General features: G+C 71.3%; 11 protein-coding genes. 6 read left to right on the top strand and 5 right to left on the bottom strand.

Annotation, left to right across the window (positions count from 1 at the left end):
• Positions 1-569 precede the first annotated feature (569 nt).
• From ABZZ79_RS36535 to ABZZ79_RS36515, 5 genes are all read left to right on the top strand, one after another.
• Positions 570-1,940, top strand: a complete 1,371-nt coding sequence (locus ABZZ79_RS36535) for a DUF5685 family protein (protein ID WP_356696456.1) — start codon at positions 570-572, stop codon at positions 1,938-1,940.
• 368 nt (positions 1,941-2,308) lie between these two features.
• Entirely contained in the window at positions 2,309-2,482 is a 174-nt protein-coding gene (locus ABZZ79_RS36530; protein WP_356696440.1) for a hypothetical protein, read from the top strand.
• A gap of 188 nt (positions 2,483-2,670) precedes the next feature.
• Positions 2,671-3,063, top strand: a complete 393-nt coding sequence (locus ABZZ79_RS36525) for a hypothetical protein (RefSeq protein ID WP_356696438.1) — start codon at positions 2,671-2,673, stop codon at positions 3,061-3,063.
• The gene (locus ABZZ79_RS36520; protein WP_356696436.1) at positions 3,060-4,877 is read left to right on the top strand and encodes a caspase family protein; all 1,818 of its coding nucleotides are present in this window, start codon (positions 3,060-3,062) and stop codon (positions 4,875-4,877) included. Before ABZZ79_RS36525 ends, ABZZ79_RS36520 begins: the two co-directional genes overlap by 4 nt.
• Positions 4,878-5,238: 361 nt before the next feature.
• Complete coding sequence (locus ABZZ79_RS36515; protein ID WP_356696434.1) at positions 5,239-6,207, top strand: SDR family oxidoreductase; 969 nt, start codon at positions 5,239-5,241, stop codon at positions 6,205-6,207.
• 243 nt (positions 6,208-6,450) lie between these two features.
• Here ABZZ79_RS36515 and ABZZ79_RS36510 read toward each other — a convergent pair whose 3' ends face one another.
• A complete protein-coding gene (locus tag ABZZ79_RS36510; protein ID WP_356696432.1) occupies positions 6,451-6,936 on the bottom strand; it encodes a DUF427 domain-containing protein in 486 nt (161 codons plus the stop codon).
• A 728-nt stretch (positions 6,937-7,664) separates the two neighbouring features.
• Complete coding sequence (locus ABZZ79_RS36505; RefSeq protein ID WP_356696430.1) at positions 7,665-8,384, bottom strand: alpha/beta hydrolase; 720 nt, start codon at positions 8,382-8,384, stop codon at positions 7,665-7,667.
• A gap of 373 nt (positions 8,385-8,757) precedes the next feature.
• On the opposite strand from ABZZ79_RS36505, the gene ABZZ79_RS36500 reads away from it, so the two are divergent.
• On the top strand, positions 8,758-9,579 hold the full coding sequence (locus tag ABZZ79_RS36500; protein WP_356696428.1) for a serine peptidase: 822 nt from the start codon (positions 8,758-8,760) through the stop codon (positions 9,577-9,579).
• Positions 9,580-9,619: 40 nt separating this feature from the next.
• Here ABZZ79_RS36500 and ABZZ79_RS36495 read toward each other — a convergent pair whose 3' ends face one another.
• The 3 genes from ABZZ79_RS36495 to ABZZ79_RS36485 are packed head-to-tail and all read right to left on the bottom strand — an operon-like array spanning position 9,620 to position 16,974.
• Entirely contained in the window at positions 9,620-10,267 is a 648-nt protein-coding gene (locus ABZZ79_RS36495; RefSeq protein WP_356696426.1) for a hypothetical protein, read from the bottom strand.
• Positions 10,268-10,294: 27 nt separating this feature from the next.
• A complete protein-coding gene (locus tag ABZZ79_RS36490) occupies positions 10,295-14,104 on the bottom strand; it encodes a WD40 repeat domain-containing protein (RefSeq protein ID WP_356696424.1) in 3,810 nt (1,269 codons plus the stop codon).
• Positions 14,101-16,974 (bottom strand): SAV_2336 N-terminal domain-related protein, encoded by a 2,874-nt coding sequence (locus ABZZ79_RS36485; RefSeq protein WP_356696422.1) that lies wholly within the window; start codon positions 16,972-16,974, stop codon positions 14,101-14,103. Before ABZZ79_RS36485 ends, ABZZ79_RS36490 begins: the two co-directional genes overlap by 4 nt.

Raw genomic sequence — 16,974 nt, 5'->3', positions numbered from 1 at the left:
GAATTCCGAACCCTGGCATCGCCGCTTCGTGAGTGCTTGATGTCCGAGAGGTCATAGTGCCCGTCGTGGGCGTTGTTGTGTGCGACGTCTCGGTGCGCTGCTCCCCTCGGGCGGCGTGCCACATCGAAGTTCGGCGAGCGGGTGATGCCGTGGGGAAATCCGGGTGCCCAACGCACCCTCGTGTGACATCAATGGCCCACGTCGTTCGTGAACGGCGCCTGCCTCTACTACGAGGAATTCGGTGCGCCCGACGCCGCCCCGTAGTTGCGCAGTCCGCACGGCTGGACGAGCCGCGCAGCCACCGGACGCGGCGCAGCCCAAGCCTGCCCCGGTGCCTCCGCACCGGCGGGAGGTTCCGTCCTTGCCCGGGACGGACACCGCCCGAGCCGTACCAGGACCAGACCGCGAACAAGTGGGACTACCTGTTGGCGCAGGACATTAGGATGTCGGCCGCATGTCGACGTCATATGCGGCCGACGTCACGCGCGGAAGTGCCTCATGTGCCGTGCGTCCGTGAGCCGGCCGTCTGGCTGTGTCCGGGTAGCTGTTTCTACGGGGGGAGAACTTCGGTGTTCGGAATCATCAGGCCATGTCGGCATCGCCTTGGCGGGGGCTTGCGTACCGAGTGGATGGCGCATCTGTGTGGGCTGTGCCTGGCGTTGCGCAGCGAGTACGGGCAGGTCGCGAGGGTGGCCACCAACTACGACGGCCTGATCGTCTCGGTGCTGACCGAAGCGCAGTCGGAGCGTACCGGCGACTGGCGGCGAGGCGCCGGTCCGTGCCCGCTGCGCGGGATGCGGTCGGCGGACGTGGCACAGGGTGAAGGCGCGCGGCTGGCAGCGACGGTGTCGCTGGTTCTGGCCGCGGCGAAGATACGTGACCATGTGGCCGACGGTGACGGCCTGTTGGGGCGCCGCCCGGTGACGCTGGCGGCACGTCGGATCGCCCAGGGGTGGGACCGTGCGGGCGCGGCAGGAGGCGAACGGCTGGGCTTCGACACCGCGGTGCTGCTCGGGGCGGTCGAACGTCAGCCGGAGATCGAGCGGTTGACCGGCCCGGGTGGCTCGCTGCTGACGGTCACGGAGCCCACGGAGACGGCTACCGCCGCCGCCTTCGCGTACACGGCAGTGCTTGCCGACCGCCTGGGCAACGCCGAGCCGCTGGCTGAGGCCGGCCGTCTGTTCGGTCGGCTGGCGCATCTGCTGGACGCGGTGGAGGACCTGGACGCGGACGAGGCGTCCGGCGCGTGGAATCCGATCGCCGTGACCGGCGCGAGCCGCGCCGAGGTGCGTCGGCTCTGCGACGACGCCGTCCATGGGATCCGACTCGCTCTGTCCGATGCCGTGTTCGTCGACGGGCGGCTGGTAGGGGCGCTTCTGGGCGGCGAGTTGGAGCGTGCCGTCGACCGGGTCTTCGACCCTCGGCGTCCTCACCACCAGCACCGCCAGAAGGCACGGGGCCTGCGTATGCTGCCCTGGCTGGGACGCCGTACGACGGAAACGCCCTCGGAGACCGCCACGGGCGCGGCCTGCGGCGTCGGGGCGCTTGGGGGCATGGCCCCGGAGGGCGTGTCGATGGCGTCGGGCCGGCCGCCGGAGGGGCAGTGCCGGCGGTGTCGCGAGTGGCGCCGATTGTGTGCCGATTGCCGGTTGTGCTCCAACTGCTGCACCTGCAACGAGGACGCCGACGTGGATGACGGAGAGCCCGTGCAGTTCGGCGACGGCAACCGCAACGGCGGCTCGAACCGGGACGGCTCCGGGGGCGACGGTTGGTTCGGAGGCCATGGCGGCGGCAACTCGGGCGGCTCCTGGGGCAGTTCGGGCGGTTATGGGTCCGGTGGTTCCGGCGGTGGCTCGGGTGGCGGCTGCGGTGGTGGTGGTGGCGGTGGCTGCTGCAACCCGTGCAAGTGCTCCTGCGACTGCTGCGACTGCTGCGACTGAACAACGCATGAGCCGGATCCGGGGAATTGCACCGAATGCGGGAATCCGGTGCGTCCGAGCTGGGGACCTGCGGCATCGGCGCACCTCCTGGTGGTGCGGAGGGCAGGCTGTTGACCTGCACTCTTGCTGGGGATCGGTCATTCTGATGCATGGTTCGCGCACTCTGTGGAAGAGGCCTCCGTGACGACGGACTCGAGTGAGGGCTCCGCCCGGCTGGTGCCGCTGAACGGCGTGACGCTGCTGCACCCTGAGGACGCCGTGTTCGATGCCATGCTGGAAGGCTGGACGCGTCAACAGCGCGGAGGCCGGCGGCGCGGGGACTCACCACAGTTCGAACGGTCGAGGCAGCCGCCGTCCTCGCCGTGCCCGTGAGCCGCAACCTGCTCACCGAGGTAGCGGAGCTCGACCCCCACCTGGCCGGTGAGGCCCGGCTCGACCCCCACCTAGCCGGTGAGGCACTCGGCGGACCGAGGCTGCTCAGGCGCGGGAACCGGGAGACCGATGCGAGCCCACCCGGTGACAACGGAATGACGCCGCAGTGACGGCGTGGCCGTACCTTCGGGGGAGGTGCGGGATGGACGACTTCCATGAGCGGCACACCTGAGGGACTCCGGATTCGGCTTCGATACTCCACTGAGCACGTCGTCAAGGACGGCGTCATCGGAGGGTCGGGCCCATGACGACGTGCGAATGCCCGGCCATCGGAAGCGTGGACAGAGGGGCTGAGCCCGTGGAGAACAAACTGCAGATCCTCCTCACCGAGGAGGACGCGGAAGCCGAACGAGTCGCGGAGCTGACCGGCTACCTGCGTGAGGAACTGCTCGATCTCGACGTGGACGACGTCACGGCGCTCCCCGGCGGGGAGATCCCACCCGGAGCGCGGGCCGTGGACGTCACTCAGATCGGTGCCCTCCTGGTGACCCTGGGCAGTTCGGCAACCGCCCTGAACCAGGTGATGACCGTGATCCGGTCGTGGCTCGGCCGGCGCCACGACACGCACCCGTCCTTGCACCTGCAGATGGGGGACGACGTTCTGGAGGTGTCAGAGGCGACCGGCGATCAGGTCACGGAGGCGTTCCGGATCTTCGTCGAGCGCCATTCCACGGCTGGAGCCGAGCCATGACGGATACCAGACACGCGCTGATCATCGCCAACGACCGGTACTCCGACCAGGGGCTCAAGAAACTCAGGGCGCCTGCCGAGGATGCCGTCGCCCTTGAGAGGGTGCTGCACGACCCGCAGATCGGCGACTTCCAGGTGGAGGTCGTGCACAACGCGTCGGCCGACCACATGCGCAGGCGCATCCAGGGCTTCTTCAACGACCGCGGCCGCGCCGACACGCTCCTGCTGCACTTCTCCTGCCACGGCCTCAAGAGCGAGTCCGGCGAGCTGTACTTCGCCGCGAGCGACACCGAGCCGCCGCTGCTGGCCGCCACGGCTGTCGCCTCCCAGTTCGTCCGCAGTTGCATGTCCGGCACCCGGGCGGGCCGCACCGTCCTGTTCCTCGACTGCTGCTACGGCGGCGCCTTCTCCCGGGGCTCGTCCTCCGTGCGCGCATCCGGCGACGTCAACGTCCTCGAGTCGTTCGCGAAGGACGAGCCGGCCAGCGGGCGGGGCTGGGCCGTCATCACCGCGTCCGACTCCATGGAGTACGCCTTCGAGGGCAACCAGCTCTCCGAGAACTCGGCTCCGCGGCCTTCGGTGTTCACGCACGCAGTGGTCGAGGGTCTGGAGACCGGGGAGGCCGACCTCGACGCGGACGGGAAAGTCTCCCTCGACGACCTGTATGAGTATGTCTACAGCCAGGTACGGGATCAGAACCCCAATCAGACACCGAAGAAGGCTGCTGAGCTGCAGGGGGAGCTGCATCTGGCACACAGTCGGCGTGGCCGCATCAAGATCGCTGCCATTCCCTCGCCGCCCTCCCTCCAGGCGGCCCTGAACAGCGAAGACGTCCTCACGCGGCAGGGTGCCGTGCTGGAGCTGCGCAGACGATCGCAGCACACGGAGCTGCCCATGGCGGAAGGGGCGCGTCAGCACTTGGAGGAGGTCGCACGCAACGACATCCAGCAGATCGCCGATCTGGCGTCCGAAGCCTTGAACGAGATCCGCCTGGCACCATCCCCGGACCACTTGGACTTCGGCCTGGTACCGAGGGGCTCGCTCCCTCAGAAGCGGTCCGTGACCATGCAGGGCCCGCCCCTGGCCCGCCACTGCGTGGCCCAGCCCAACCATTCATGGCTGCGGGTCGATCCGACCCGGAGCGGTCTGGAGGTCCACGTCGACACGGCCGCCGAGGGGCACCTGTCCGGGGACATCGCGCTGAAGGGTGTGGCCGAAGAGTCAGTCATCCACGTTGAGGCGGTAGTGGGCCCGGCACAGGAGCCCGGCCCCGAGACGGCGCCCGAACCCGCGACCGCGCAAGGCTCCGCAGAGGCGGCGCATGGATCGGACGGCGAGCGGGACACGGTGGTCGTCGGGCCCTCGCGCATCCCGCCCCACCCCGACAATCCGCCGCCGGCCCACGCACACCAGACGCGCACGGACCAGCCGTCTCCATCCCGACGCGCTCCCACCCTTGCCGGCGCCGCCCTCGCCCTCGCCGTCACGTCCGTCCTCACGCTCGTACTGGCCATCCAGGCCGGGGTGGCGGCCGTCATGGCACGGAGTGACGCAGTAGACAGCAGCATCGAGCAGGAAGTCCGTGAGCACGGAGCGCTCGCACCGCTCACCGTGTGCCTGATCACCGGTGCGGTGGCGCTGGTCGTCGGGGCGTTCGCCCGGCACGATCTGGGAGCGCGACGGGAGCACTACACGACCCAGGCCGCGAGCATCACACGCACACTGACCTCGATCGCGAAGGGTCTGGCGATCCCGGCGCTGATCCTGGCCGTCGTCGTGGGCATCGCCTACCTGGTGGGCAGCAGCCATTGGTGACCAGCTCAACAGGTCGTCTCCCGGTCCGCGGCCACGGCGATGCTGACCGGTTGACCCTTGCGCCGAAGGTGTCGGCGCGCCGCCGGGGCATGATCGCCTGGCGAGTCGCGGCGACCGCGGAAATGCGCTCCCTCCGTGATGCCGTGCCAAGAACGCGTACGCCCGTCATCACGAAGTCTCCTGCATCCGTCGGCATGCGCGGACCGGAACTCACCAGGTGTCGTACCGCCGCGAAGGCCGGACTCGACGTAGCGGTACAACCGCCGAAGCGACCAGGAAAGACGTGGTGGCGGGATCGCCGTAGCGTCGAGACGGCGGTGGCCCGCGGAGGAGAAGACCGAGCAGCAGGGAGACGAGGACCATGGACACGAGCGGCCGGAGCCCCTTGTACCGGGGCGTCGCCCGCGCCCTGCGCCCGCACCCGGCCGGCCCGGCACTGCGCGGACGCGTGGCCGTCGTCACCGGTGCCGCGCGCGGCGTGGGCGCGGCGCTCGCCGCCGGTCTGACCGAGGCCGGTGCCCAGGTGGCGCTGCTCGGCCGGGAGCAGGGCCGGCTGCGCGAGGCGGCGGAGGGACTGTCCTCGCCCACCCTCTGCGTCGAGATCGACGTGACCGACCCCGTCGGCCTCGAAGCCGCCGCGAGCCAGGTCGAGACCCGACTCGGCCCCGCAGACGTGGTCGTGGCCAACGCGGGCATCGCCGTCAGCGGGCCTTTCCGCGACACCGTCCCCGCCCTGTGGCAGCGCGTCATCGAGGTCAACCTGCTCGGCGCCGCCAACACCGCCAGGGCCTTCCTGCCGCACCTCACCCGCACGCGCGGCTACTTCCTGCAGATCGCCTCGACCGCGGCGTTCGGCTCCGCGCCCATGATGAGCGCCTACTGTGCCTCCAAGGCGGGTGCGGAGTCCTTCGCCCGGGCCCTGCGCTGCGAACTCGCACCCGAAGGGATCGACGTCGGCATCGCCTACCTGCACTGGACCGGCACCGACATGATCGACGGAATCGACGAGGACCCGGTGCTGAGAGCGCTGCGCGCACACCAGCCCTGGTTCGCCCGGCGCGTCCAGACCCCGGCGCGCGTGGCCGGCCTGCTCACCGCCGGCATCGTCCGACGCGCCTCCGACATCTACGCGCCTCCCTGGCTTCGCTTGTGCCAGCCCCTGCGCCCGGTCTTCCCGGCGCTGGTCAGCCATATCGCCCGGCGGGAGCTGCGGCATCGGACGGGGCCGGAATTCGCCGCCGGTGCAGGAGTGCTGGGCGCGGGCGGCCTCGCGGACTGGAACGCGGGCCGGTCCTCGTCGCCTGCCCCGCAGGGTGGGCAGGGCGATTGAGCGGCAGAGACGTCCCATGCCCGTGCACCGTCACTCGGCCGCCTGCTCGTGATCACGGATGGCTCGGGCGGCCCCCTGACAGGACAGGCTGCCCCACAGCCGCCACCGACACTTGCGCGGCGGCAGATCCTCTCCTCTTGTCGGACGGGCACAGCGGTCGTCGTCGTTGTACGCACGTATCAGTCCGGCTGTCGCCTCGGGGCCGGTGCTGGAGATCAGCTGCGCGTCCCCTGCGAGCCCCGTTCACCACCCGCGCGTTCCGGGAGCTCCCTTGAAGGGCCCTCGCACTTCCGCGGTGATCCAACCGCCGTAGAAGTCCCCTGCCTGTGCCCGCGCCACTTCGCCTGCGACACTGCAGCGGTCGACGCGGCTCGCGTAGAAGGCGAAGTAGCCGCTGAGGACTTTGTACGCGGGCTCGGGGTTCGAGTAGCTCCAGGCAGCCCGGCTCCACACGTCGTCACCGATGATCACATCCCAGTACCGGGCGCTGCCCTTCCACTCGCACCAGGTGTGGCCTGCTGCGGGGTAGAGCAGATCGGACCGTACATCTTCCGGAGGGATGTAGAACGCCGGAGGGTGACTGGTCTCCAGTACCCGGAGTGCCCGCGTCGTCTCGGCCAGCACCCGCCCGCCGCACTCGACGCGGACGGGGCGGTCGTCGGGCCGCACGGCCGGGGGCCGCGGGTAGTCCCAAACGGACTCCTGATCTCGGTCGGCGAAACCGGGCACAATGTCACCTCACCTGGTGGAGCACGCGCTGTTTGGCGCCTTCACGCCCTCTTCCGTGCGTTGCGGCCATCCGGATGCCGTGACGGGCCGGCCGTTCAGGGAGGTCGCGCCGGCTCCTGTTGCCAGGTCCGCTCCCTGCTCATGAGCGTGAGGCCCAGCAGAACTGGGGCGCGACCGTGCCGGTGCCGGTGCCGGGGTCGACGTCGTCGGGGAGCGGCCCACGATCACGTTGTGCACGACGTCCCCGTCCTTGTACTTGAACCGCTTCCTGGTCTCCGTGACCTGCCAGCCACACTCCTCAGTTGTGCGGGCGCCTCTGGTGCAGAACCTCTGGGCCTTCGACGACCGCGTGGTGGCCGAGGGCAGGTCCTCGTCTACGGCGACGTGCAGCGTCAGGTGTTCCTCGCCGCCGGCCCGCCGCTGGCCCGCCACCGGACCGCCGCCGGACCTGCGCCACCCAGACCGAGCGGACGGCGGGGAACTCGCGGACCCGCCGAACCAGGGCGTCGCGCAGGGCGACCGCCACGGGGTCGGTGGACCATGCGGGCTTCATTTCCGCCCCCAGCCAGTAGCCCTCCCAGTCCCGCAGCACCTGCTCGGGAAAGATCGCCTGCCCGTTCCCGGATTCACGTGCGCTCTGTGCGCGGAACCCGCACGCGACCCTGCGGCTTGCGCAGTTGTGCGTACGGGTTCCGGCTCACTCAAGAGCGTGGCTCAGTTCACGGGCCTCACTTCAGGTGCCGGCCGTAGAACCGCCCCCCGTCCTCCACCTCGAACCACGGGGTGCCGGTGTGCCCGCCCATGTTGGCGTGCAGCGTCTTCTCGTTGCTGCCGAAGGCGTCGAACAGGTCCAGGGCCCGCTGCCGGGGGTTCCCTTCGTCGTCCCACTGCAGCAGGAACAGCAGCGGAATGGTGATCTGCCGGGCCTCCTCGCGCTGGGCGCGGGGAACGTAACCCCCGGCGAAGAAACCGGCGGCCGCGATGCGCGGTTCGACCGCCGCCAGCCGAATGCCGACGGCGGTCCACCCCGAGTACCCGACCGGGCCGCCGATCTCGGGCAGCGAAAGGAGGGCGTCCAGGGTGGTCCGCCATTCCGGGACCGCCTTTTCGACCAGCGGACCGATCAAGGACTCGAAGATCTCGTCGACCGGCTCGCCGGCCTGCATCGCCCGGCGGAGGTCGGCGCGCGCCTGCTCGTCGGCGGCGGAACGGGGCCGGCCACCGCACCCGGGGGCGTCGATGGCGGCGACCGCGTAGCCGTACGCCGCGGTCTGCCGGGCCCGGGCCACCAGCCGGGATGCCCCCTTGGGCAGACCGTTGTTGTGGGCCATGAGGATCAGCGGAGCCGGTGCCGATCCAGGCGTCCACAGGGTCCCGGGGATCTCACCGAGGGTGAACTCGCGTTCGAGGACGCCGTCATCGAGGCGCTGTTCAGAAGTGAATTGCACGGTCGTGCCTTTCGGGAGGGCTCTTGAACGGCGCTCCCGGACGACCTATCGCCCGACCGTGACCCCGGAGGAGAGCACCCATGTCGATACTGTGTTCACGGGTACCACCTCCTCGTTCTCTCGCACGGCCTCCGGAAACGTAGCAGTGGCCACCGCGGTGCGCCACGGGTTTCTTGCGCGGGCCGAGGATGTTCTTCTGTTCGGCATGCCGTTTGGGCCTGAAGATCAGGCGCGTTCGCCCGGCTAACAGGCCGGGGCACTGACGCCGCGCCACTTCGAGGTGAACTGACGCCAGTGTCCGCCGATTCGGGCCCGGGGCCCACCTGGCTGTCCTACGCTCGTACAGGGTGCTCGATCAGTCCGGAACGGGGGCATGATGATCGTCGGGGTCCATGGAATCCGGTGCTACAGGTATCTGGCAGAAGCGGGCACCCCTGAGCGAGCCGCCAAGGTTCTGGCCGCCGAGTGGGCGCTCGCGCTCAACAGGCCCCTCAGCGCTGCGTACTACGCCCAGTTGCTGCACCCCGGCGACACTCAGGGCGCGGACGAGCCCGAAACGCTGCCTTGCGACGCGCAGCGGATGTTGAAGGACTGGGTATCCGCGCTCGGTGCTCCGGCCGAGGTCACGATGGGCCACGCCACCATCCCCGTACGGCAGGCGGCGGACTGGATCGCGCGGCGCTTCGGTGAGGCGGCCCGCCGGTTTGTGATCGTGTTCTGCCGTGAGGCGCACACCTACGTCTCCGACCGCGACTCGCCGCGACGCGCCGCGGCACGGGAGGAGGTGCTGCGCGTGCTGGAGGACGCGAAGCCCCGGGTGGTCGTGGCGCACTCACTGGGTTCGGTCGTCGCCTACGAAGCCCTGTGGCACCGGCCCGTCGAGCTGGACCTGCTGGTCACCCTGGGCTCTCCACTGGGCATGCCGCAGGTCTTCTTCGAGCGGCTGTCGCTGGGCGCGGGCAACGACGAACGCAAGGGACAGCGTCCGCCGAAGGTGCGGCGCTGGGTCAACATCGCCGATGTCGGCGACATCGTCGCGATCCCGCGCGACCTGCCCAGGCTCTTCCCCGGTATCGACGCCCACCACGAGGTGTCCCTCGGGCTGACCGCCTCGCACAAAGCAACGCGCTATCTGACCCGGTCGGAGGTCGAACAGGAACTCGCGCCACTGCTGCCCGCACCCGACAGCCAGTGACGGCCCGCTCGCACGGGTCGACCCGCCCGCACGGGTCGGGTCACGTCCCGGCTTCGCTGCTTCGGCGCAGGACGACGACCTCCCACTCGCAACCCAGGACGAGCTGATCGCCCGTCAGCAGCATTGCGGGCACCGTCCCCGGCACGCCGACGCTCTCCAGCGGCCCGCCTGAGAAGAGGTCCCAGACGCGCACCGCGCAGTCGTCTGCGGCCACCACCACCGCACTTCCCCCCACGGTGCCGCAGGCGACCGCGTTGACGCCGACCGTCACCGCCAGCGGCGCGGCCACCGGACTGCTGTCGGCGAGGGCCCAGACCCGTACGGTGCCGTCCTGTCCTCCGGTCACGGCGTACGCGTCGCAGCCCACCACTGCGCACGCGAGCGCAGTGGCCCATCCGTCATGTGCCTGGATCGGCGCGTGCAAGGGCAGACCGGTTTCCAGATCCCACAACCGCAGCGTGCCGTCGTCACCGCAGGACGCTACGGTGGTCCTGCCGTTCACCTCCGCACAGGCCACGGCGTTGACTCCGCCCCCGTGCCCGGCGAGCGGTAATCCGCGGAGAAGGCCGGACTCCGCGTCCCAGCATCGGATGAGGCCGTCCGCACCCCCGGACACCAGCACGGGCCGGGCGTCGAGCACGGCCGACGCCAGGGCGTGCACAGGTCCGGTCCCGGCGTCCAAAGGCATGCCGATGGGTGTGCCGTCGGCGAGGTGTCAGCGGTGGATACGTCCGTCAGCACCCGCGGAGGCGAGGAGTGACTGTCCGCCGACGGTGAGAGCGGTGAGGGTGTGGACCGCTCCGGTCCGGGCGTTCAATGGGGTGCCGACGGGTGTGCCGTCGGCCAGGCGCCAGCGCCGGATGTGACCGTCCGCGCCGGCGGAGGCGACCAGCACGCCGTCGCCCGTGTCGAAGGCAGTGAGGGTGTTGACCCAGTCGGTGTGCCCGACGGGTGTGGTGGTGCGCTGCTTCTGCCAGGGCACGTGCCACACGCGCAGCACCGGTTCCGTGCCGGCGGAGACGACGACCGAGGAGTCGGAGCCGGTGTGCGCCAGGGCCGTGACCGCTCCCATATGGCCGACGAACCGGTTGTCCTCGGGGAGTTCCCGCGCATCTCCTTCCGGATCCCAGCAGCGGATCGTCCCGTCGCTGCCGCCGCTCAGGATGCGAACGCCGTCGCGCGCGCTGACGCGCGTAAGGGCGTAGACGGGTCCGTCGTGGGGCACGTCCGACCACGCCGTCTGCTCGTGGGTGCGCGCGTTCCACATCCGCACGTGGCCGTCGTCGCCCGCGGTCACGATCTGCGGGCTCCCGCGGGCCGTGAGATGGACGAGGGCGTTGACCCGCGGCGGATGGAGGATTCTCGTGCCCGACTCCTCGTTGCCCACCAGCGACAAGAAGCGGACCGTGCCCCGCTCGTCCGCGAGGACGGCGAGGTCGCTGTCGGGGCCGTCGCCCTGGGCCACGAGGTCGGCGAGATGAGGGAGGTAGGGCAATTCCAGCTCGGCGCCCGGCAGTTGGTCGCGCGGGTTCCACATCATCACTCTGCCGGAATCATCACAGGTCAAAGCCATACGCTGCCGCACCACGTCGCCGCACGCGATCGTGCGGACAGGCTCGGTGTGCCCGGCCGGCGGCAGCCGGAGATCGGTCAGGTACGGCAGCCGCCACATCAGGACGGCTCCGCCGGCGCCCGCGCCCAGCACCACCGGCTCCTCGCCCACCTCGGTGCACAGCAGCGCGTGGATCTCGCCCGCCCCCGGATCGGCGGCCGCCAGCTGGCGGCCGTTGCGGGTGTCCCATACCCGGACCCTGCCGTTCCTGGCGCCGGTGACGACCACCGGCGTGCCGCCGACCGTGGTGCCCGCGAGCGCGGTGACCCGGTCATCGGGAACGTGCAGGGTGATGGCATGGGCATCGCTGATCCGGCTGCCGGTGGCCCAGGCGGGCCGCCAGACCATGGCCTGCGCCCTGTCCCCGTCGGGCTCTGCGAGCCGGTCGGCGAGCGTGGCCGCCTCGTGCCGGACGGCGTCCACGGCCAGGATGTGGCGCCGCTGTTGGGGCTCGGTCCTGCGGTGCACATGGGCGCTGGTCCGGTAGACGGAGGCGGCGGTGCGCGCCTTTTCCGCTTCGGCGTGCCGTAGTTCGGGCACCAGCCAGTCGGGGTCCGCGTACACCAGGAACTCCGGTTCGGCGCACAGCTCGTCGAACCGGCCGGCGTCGACGGCGTGCTGGGACAGGTGCCGACGCAGATATCCCTGGAGATCGCCCCAGCGGGGCCGGCCCTCCTCGTCGCGCAGCGAGTCGATGAGAGCCTCGTACACCCGGACGACGGGCTCGCGCGTCTCGTCGTTCCCGTCCGGGACCGGTCGTCGGCGCAGTTCGTCGGCGACGCTCTGGTGCAGCAGCCGATACAGCATGGTGCCGTCCCGGTCTCGCACAGAGCGCTGGAAAGCCAGTACCTCGTCGAGGAACTGGCCGACCTCGGCGGGAGCGGCCCGGACGCGGTCGGTGACGAAGGCGCCGGCCACGGCGGCAACGGTCTCCACGGGCATGCCGTCACCCTGGGTGAAGGCGAGCGCCGCGAGCACCGGGCGAAGCAGCTGATGGGCGTGGTCGTGGGCGAAGCTGAGATCGAGCATGCCGGGGAGCGTGAGCGGGACGCCGGAGCCGAGGTCTCGTGCCGTCGCGGGGTCGGACAGCAAGGGGCGTACATCGTCCTGGAGGACGTACGAGGCGTAGAGGGCGGCCATCAGGTAGGGGCCCTTCGCCCCTGCCAGCGCACGGGCCGCAGCGTCGGCGAACTCCGGCACGCCGGGGACGGGGTCCGGTGACGCGGGGAGCGCAGCGTCCAGCAACTTGCCGACGTACGCCCGCAGGTCCTTCTCCAGTTCCTCGGGTCCTGTGTCGTCGAGGTCGATCACGTCACCGGAGGTGCGTGCCGTGGAGACGAGGGTCGCGAAGGGGTCCTCGTCCCGGGTGCCCAGGAGCAGCCGGCATATGGGTCTGCCGTCGGGGCGGGTCGCACCGCCGAGCGGCTGGACGAGGGTACGCACCGCGTCGTGGGCGTTGCGCATCTCGTCGAGGGCGTCGATCACGATCACAGGCGGCGGGCCGGCCATCCTGCCGAGCGCGTCGACGAGCTGTGCCATGGTCCAGTCCTGCGGCTCGTCGGTGCCGCTCGCGGCGTGCCGGAGCCCCAACTGGCGCGCCAACGAGCCGACGATCTCGCGGACCGTGCGCTGGCGGGCGTGGACAGCGGCCGGCGGCGCGCTCACCTGGACGTCCCGGCCCAGGGGCTCCCAGAGGGACCTGGTCCGGACGCGCAACCCGGGGTGCGCGGCACACACCAGGATGCCGAGCAGCGCGGACTTGCCGACACCCGCGTCCCCGGTCACCACGAACACGGGCGATGCCGTGTCGTCGGCCAGCCACTCGGCCAGCCGTGTGGATTCCGACGTACGACCCGTGAAAAGCCCTCTTTCGCCCTCGCCCTGGGTGAGCAGGGGGAAACCGGTGCCGCCCCGAGCGTGCCGCTGGAAGTGGGCGAGGTCGGCCACCTCGTCGAGGAACGAGCCTAGTTCGCCGCCCAGTTCGGCGGCGACGTCACTGCGGACACGGTTGAGGGGGCTGGCGTCGTAGCAGGGGTTGGGCACGAAGGGGAGTTCGAGGACTGTGTCAAGCGCGTTGCCGGTGACCCGCTGGTGGAGTCCGCCGTGGTCCCCGGCGAGCAGGTCCACCCGGTCGCGGACCTGGGCGCAGAACCAGGTGAAGTCGACGTACTCCCGGCTGCGGTCGTACTGGATCCGCTTCTCCGCCAGGTCGCCGAGCACCTCGGTGACCGCTCGGGTGAAGCGACCGTCGACGGCGAGCTCTGCTCCGGCCGCGGCTGCCACGACCCAGGCCCGGTTCGTGCCGTCCAGGGCCCGCAGCTGCCAGTCGAGGCGGGCGGCCTGCCCGGCGTGACACAGATCGAGGAGAAACAGCACGGTCGGACGGCCGGGGAAGTCCTCGACCGCCGCGAGCCAGCCGGCGATCGCGGTCTCGGGCAGATGGCCGCTGTCCGATCCGAGGGCGTACAGACCGGTGGTGCGCGGCACTCCGTGACTGAGCACATGCACGATCAGCACGTCGGCGGCGGATGAGGTGCTCAGAGCCTCGTGGAACGCGGCGCCGAGTTCGGCGGCCGTCGGCCCGGCCCCGTCGTCCGTGCCGGTGAGCGTGGTGCACACGTATCCGAAGGCTTCGTGTTCCAGGATCCGCCGCAGCTCCGTCACACGGTCCGCGGCGAAGGGCAACGGGTCGGGGCCCTCGCCCTCCAGCCCGTGATCGGGGTGCGGAGCGAATCGGCTGACACCGATGCACAGTGCGCGGCGCCGGTGTCGGCCGTCCGGTTGAGCCGTCGGCGGGGCTGCGGGGTCCGGCGGGGCGGCCGCCGCTGCACCGGTCGGCGGGCCCTCGGCGGCCGGGGAAGATGGCCCGTCCGGTGGGACGTTCGCGGACGGCGCGCCGGCGGTCGTCGTCACGGGGCCCCCGGTTCCGGCGGGGCCTCCTCGGCAGGAAGGAGGCCGCCGAGCAGTGTGGTGAGCGCGGTCACCGCCGGGTCGTCGTGGCCGAAGCGGTCCGCCAGCCGCCGTAGGGCGAGTGTGCCGAGGGACCGGCAGCCGGCGGTGTCCCCGCAGGCACGCAGGTGCCGAAGCTGCCGCTGGACGAGGTCGCGCACGTTGGGGTCCTTCTCGCCGAGTGCCCCGGCCGGTTCGAGGTGGCGGGTGAGCGCGTCGAAGCGGGGCCAGGCGGCGGGTTCGTCCGGGTCGTCGGTGCCGAAGTGCTCGACCATCCGGGCGCGCACGGACCTGCGTGCGACGCTCTCCTCGCTCTCGGTCATGCGGTCGCGGCAGACGCGCTGCACGACGGGATGCACGAACACGAGGCCGTCGCCCGGCGTTCCGTCACGCAGCAGTGCGTGGCGCGCCAGGACGGCAAGCGTCGGCTCGGCCGGCGAGGCCCCCGCGGCGAGCAGGGGGACCGGTACGGGCCCTGGTGCGAGTACGGCGAGGCGGTACAGCACGCTACGGGCTTCTGGGTGTTCGTCGAGGACATGGTCGAGGGAAACGGCGCACGCCACGCCGGCCGGGTCGGGAGCCTCACCGCTCGGGCTGAGGCGTTCGAGGTAGCTGTCGGGTGATTCGCCGGTGACTGACAGGAAGCTGGCCGCGATCTCCAGGGCGATGGGGGAGTGGTCCAGCCGTTCCGCGAGCAGCCGGGCATGTGAGGGGTTGAGGGCCGAGGCGTGGCGGCGGGCGATCCGGATTCCGTCGCCCCGGTCCGGGGCGGGCACGTGATGCACGCCGAACCCCTGGGGCCAGGCCGCGCTCGCCGAGGTGACCAGTACCTGGCCACGGCCCGGGGGTAGCACGGGCAGTGCGTCCGCGGACGCGGCGCCGTCCAGCACCAGCAGCCACGAGGTCTCGATGCCCTCCTCCGCCCTGCGTGCCACTGTGTCCGTGAGCCGGGCCAGTTCCCAGCCGCCGATCGTCGGCGACCCGGCCGACAGCCACACCACGAACTCGGACTCGCCGTCGTGTTCGTTGATGTAGTCCCGCGCCGCCGCCGTAGCGCCCCCGCCCTCCGGCGCGACCACCACCTGCGGTGCCGCCCCGACGGCGGTCAGCGCCGTGTGCAGGTCCTTCAGCAGCGGTTCTCGGCCGAAAGGCCGTGGCAGGCCGGGCGGCGGCGTACCCCATACCTGCGAGGCGACGGTCGGCGGTCCGTCCGGCGGTTCGGGGGGCCCGGGTACGTTTTCCAGACGCTGGGCGACGAGGGTCGCGTTGGCGCCGAGCCTGCGCAGGACGCGGGCGCTGGCCTCGGCGAACGGCCGGTTTTCCGCGAGCCTGGCCACGGCCAGGTCCTCGCCGTCGAGCACCGCCTGAAAGCCGACGCCGACGCCGTGGTGATCGGCTATGTAGTCGGTCATCAGCTGGAGCAGGCGCCATGCAGCGGGTTGGGCGAGTCCGCCCAACAGCAGTTCCCGCACACCCGGCCGGAATTCGAACCGGATGTCGTCGCCCCGAGCCCCGCCGTTGTCCTCGGCCCGCATGAGTAGCCCGCCGAGCATGACCTCCGCGAGCTGAGCGGGCTGCGGATCGGAGATCATCACCTCCTGCACCATGCGCATCACCGGCTGGACGAGGGGGACGGCGCTGAGATAGACGGCCAGCTTCCTGGCTTCCAGGCTGGCGAAGGCCCTGAAACGCTGCACAGTCTCCGCGGCGGACGGCTCCGGCCGGAAGGCCTCGCTCCGCGTACGCGCGGGCGCCGCCTCGTCCACCAGAATGGCGAAGGTGTGCCACTCCTGCGACTCCCCACTCGTGAGCGAGGCCCACGGGCCGAGCGAGAGCGGGTCGAGCATCAGCAGGGGGACGGGCATTCCGGTGACGGGCGGGCCCGAGCCGCGCGGGGACATCGCCACGAGCCGGGTGTTGGCCGCGCCTGCCTCCGGGGCGCGCAGCTTCACCGGGCGCACGGTCGCTCTGGAGTGCTCCCAAAGCCTGCGAGGGAGCGGCTGTACGACGGCGACCGGGCCGCTGCGGCCCCACAGCCGCAGCAGATGGGCGAGCGTTCCGTCCGACCACGCCGGGCTGATGCAGTCCGACACGACGAGCACGATGCGTCGGCCGGTCGGGTCGACGAGTTCTCCCGGGCTGCGGTAGCCGGCAGCGAGCGAGGTGGGGATGCCGCGGCGCAGCACGACTCCGCTGAACCGGGTCTCTTCCGACAGCAGGGTCCAGTCCTGCACCGACCGGAACGTACCGGTGGTCCGCAGCAGGTCTCGGAACTCCTGGACGCCGCGGTCCCACACCCGCATGGACGCGCTGTCGTCGACGACCAGGGCCACATCGAGCCATCGGGTAGGTGCGGGCCGAAGCACAGGCAGCCGGAAGCCGGTCGCGGCAACGCGGTCCACGGTGGCCTCCTCGTCCAACTCCAGCTCCGTCAGGGCCCGGGCCCCCCGCGCCCCGGGGGGAGCTCCGCGGCCCAGGGGGCGCAGTGCCCTGCGCAGGCCGAGGGTGTCGCGCAACGCGGGCGGCGTCGGCAGCCGCACCGGTACGGCGCCGCCGCTTGCCGCGCCGCCCTGCAGCGTGAGTCCGCCCAACCTCGGCAGGGGCGGGTGCATGCCGTCCAGGTTCGGCGCACTGCGGTCGTCGCGCGGCTCGTGCGCAGCCGCAGCGTCAGCCTCGGGAGGTGTGACCACGCGGGGCGGCGGCCGGCCGTCAGGCGGCGTGGCCGAGCCGTCGTGCGCCGAGGCGGGCGGCGGCTGAGCCAGGTGCCGCGCCAGCCACAGGATGTCCGCGATGGCCTCGGCGTCTACGGAGTCGGAGAAGGATTCGCCGGTCAT

Origin of the sequence: Streptomyces sp. NPDC006458 (genome assembly GCF_040612135.1) — a bacterium.
Taxonomy (GTDB): domain Bacteria; phylum Actinomycetota; class Actinomycetes; order Streptomycetales; family Streptomycetaceae; genus Streptomyces.
The sequence above is the reverse complement of the archived record's forward strand: the minus strand, read 5'-3'. Positions and strand labels throughout refer to the sequence as shown.

What these genes read in the sequence shown, in the direction of transcription:
- ABZZ79_RS36520 (WP_356696436.1), top strand. Translation starts at nt 3,060, where the DNA reads ATGACGGATACCAGACACGCGCTGATCATCGCCAACGACCGGTACTCC.
- ABZZ79_RS36515 (WP_356696434.1), top strand. Translation starts at nt 5,239, where the DNA reads ATGGACACGAGCGGCCGGAGCCCCTTGTACCGGGGCGTCGCCCGCGCC.
- ABZZ79_RS36500 (WP_356696428.1), top strand. Translation starts at nt 8,758, where the DNA reads ATGATGATCGTCGGGGTCCATGGAATCCGGTGCTACAGGTATCTGGCA.
- ABZZ79_RS36495 (WP_356696426.1), bottom strand. Translation starts at nt 10,267, where the DNA reads ATGCCTTTGGACGCCGGGACCGGACCTGTGCACGCCCTGGCGTCGGCC.
- ABZZ79_RS36485 (WP_356696422.1), bottom strand. Translation starts at nt 16,974, where the DNA reads ATGACCGGCGAATCCTTCTCCGACTCCGTAGACGCCGAGGCCATCGCG.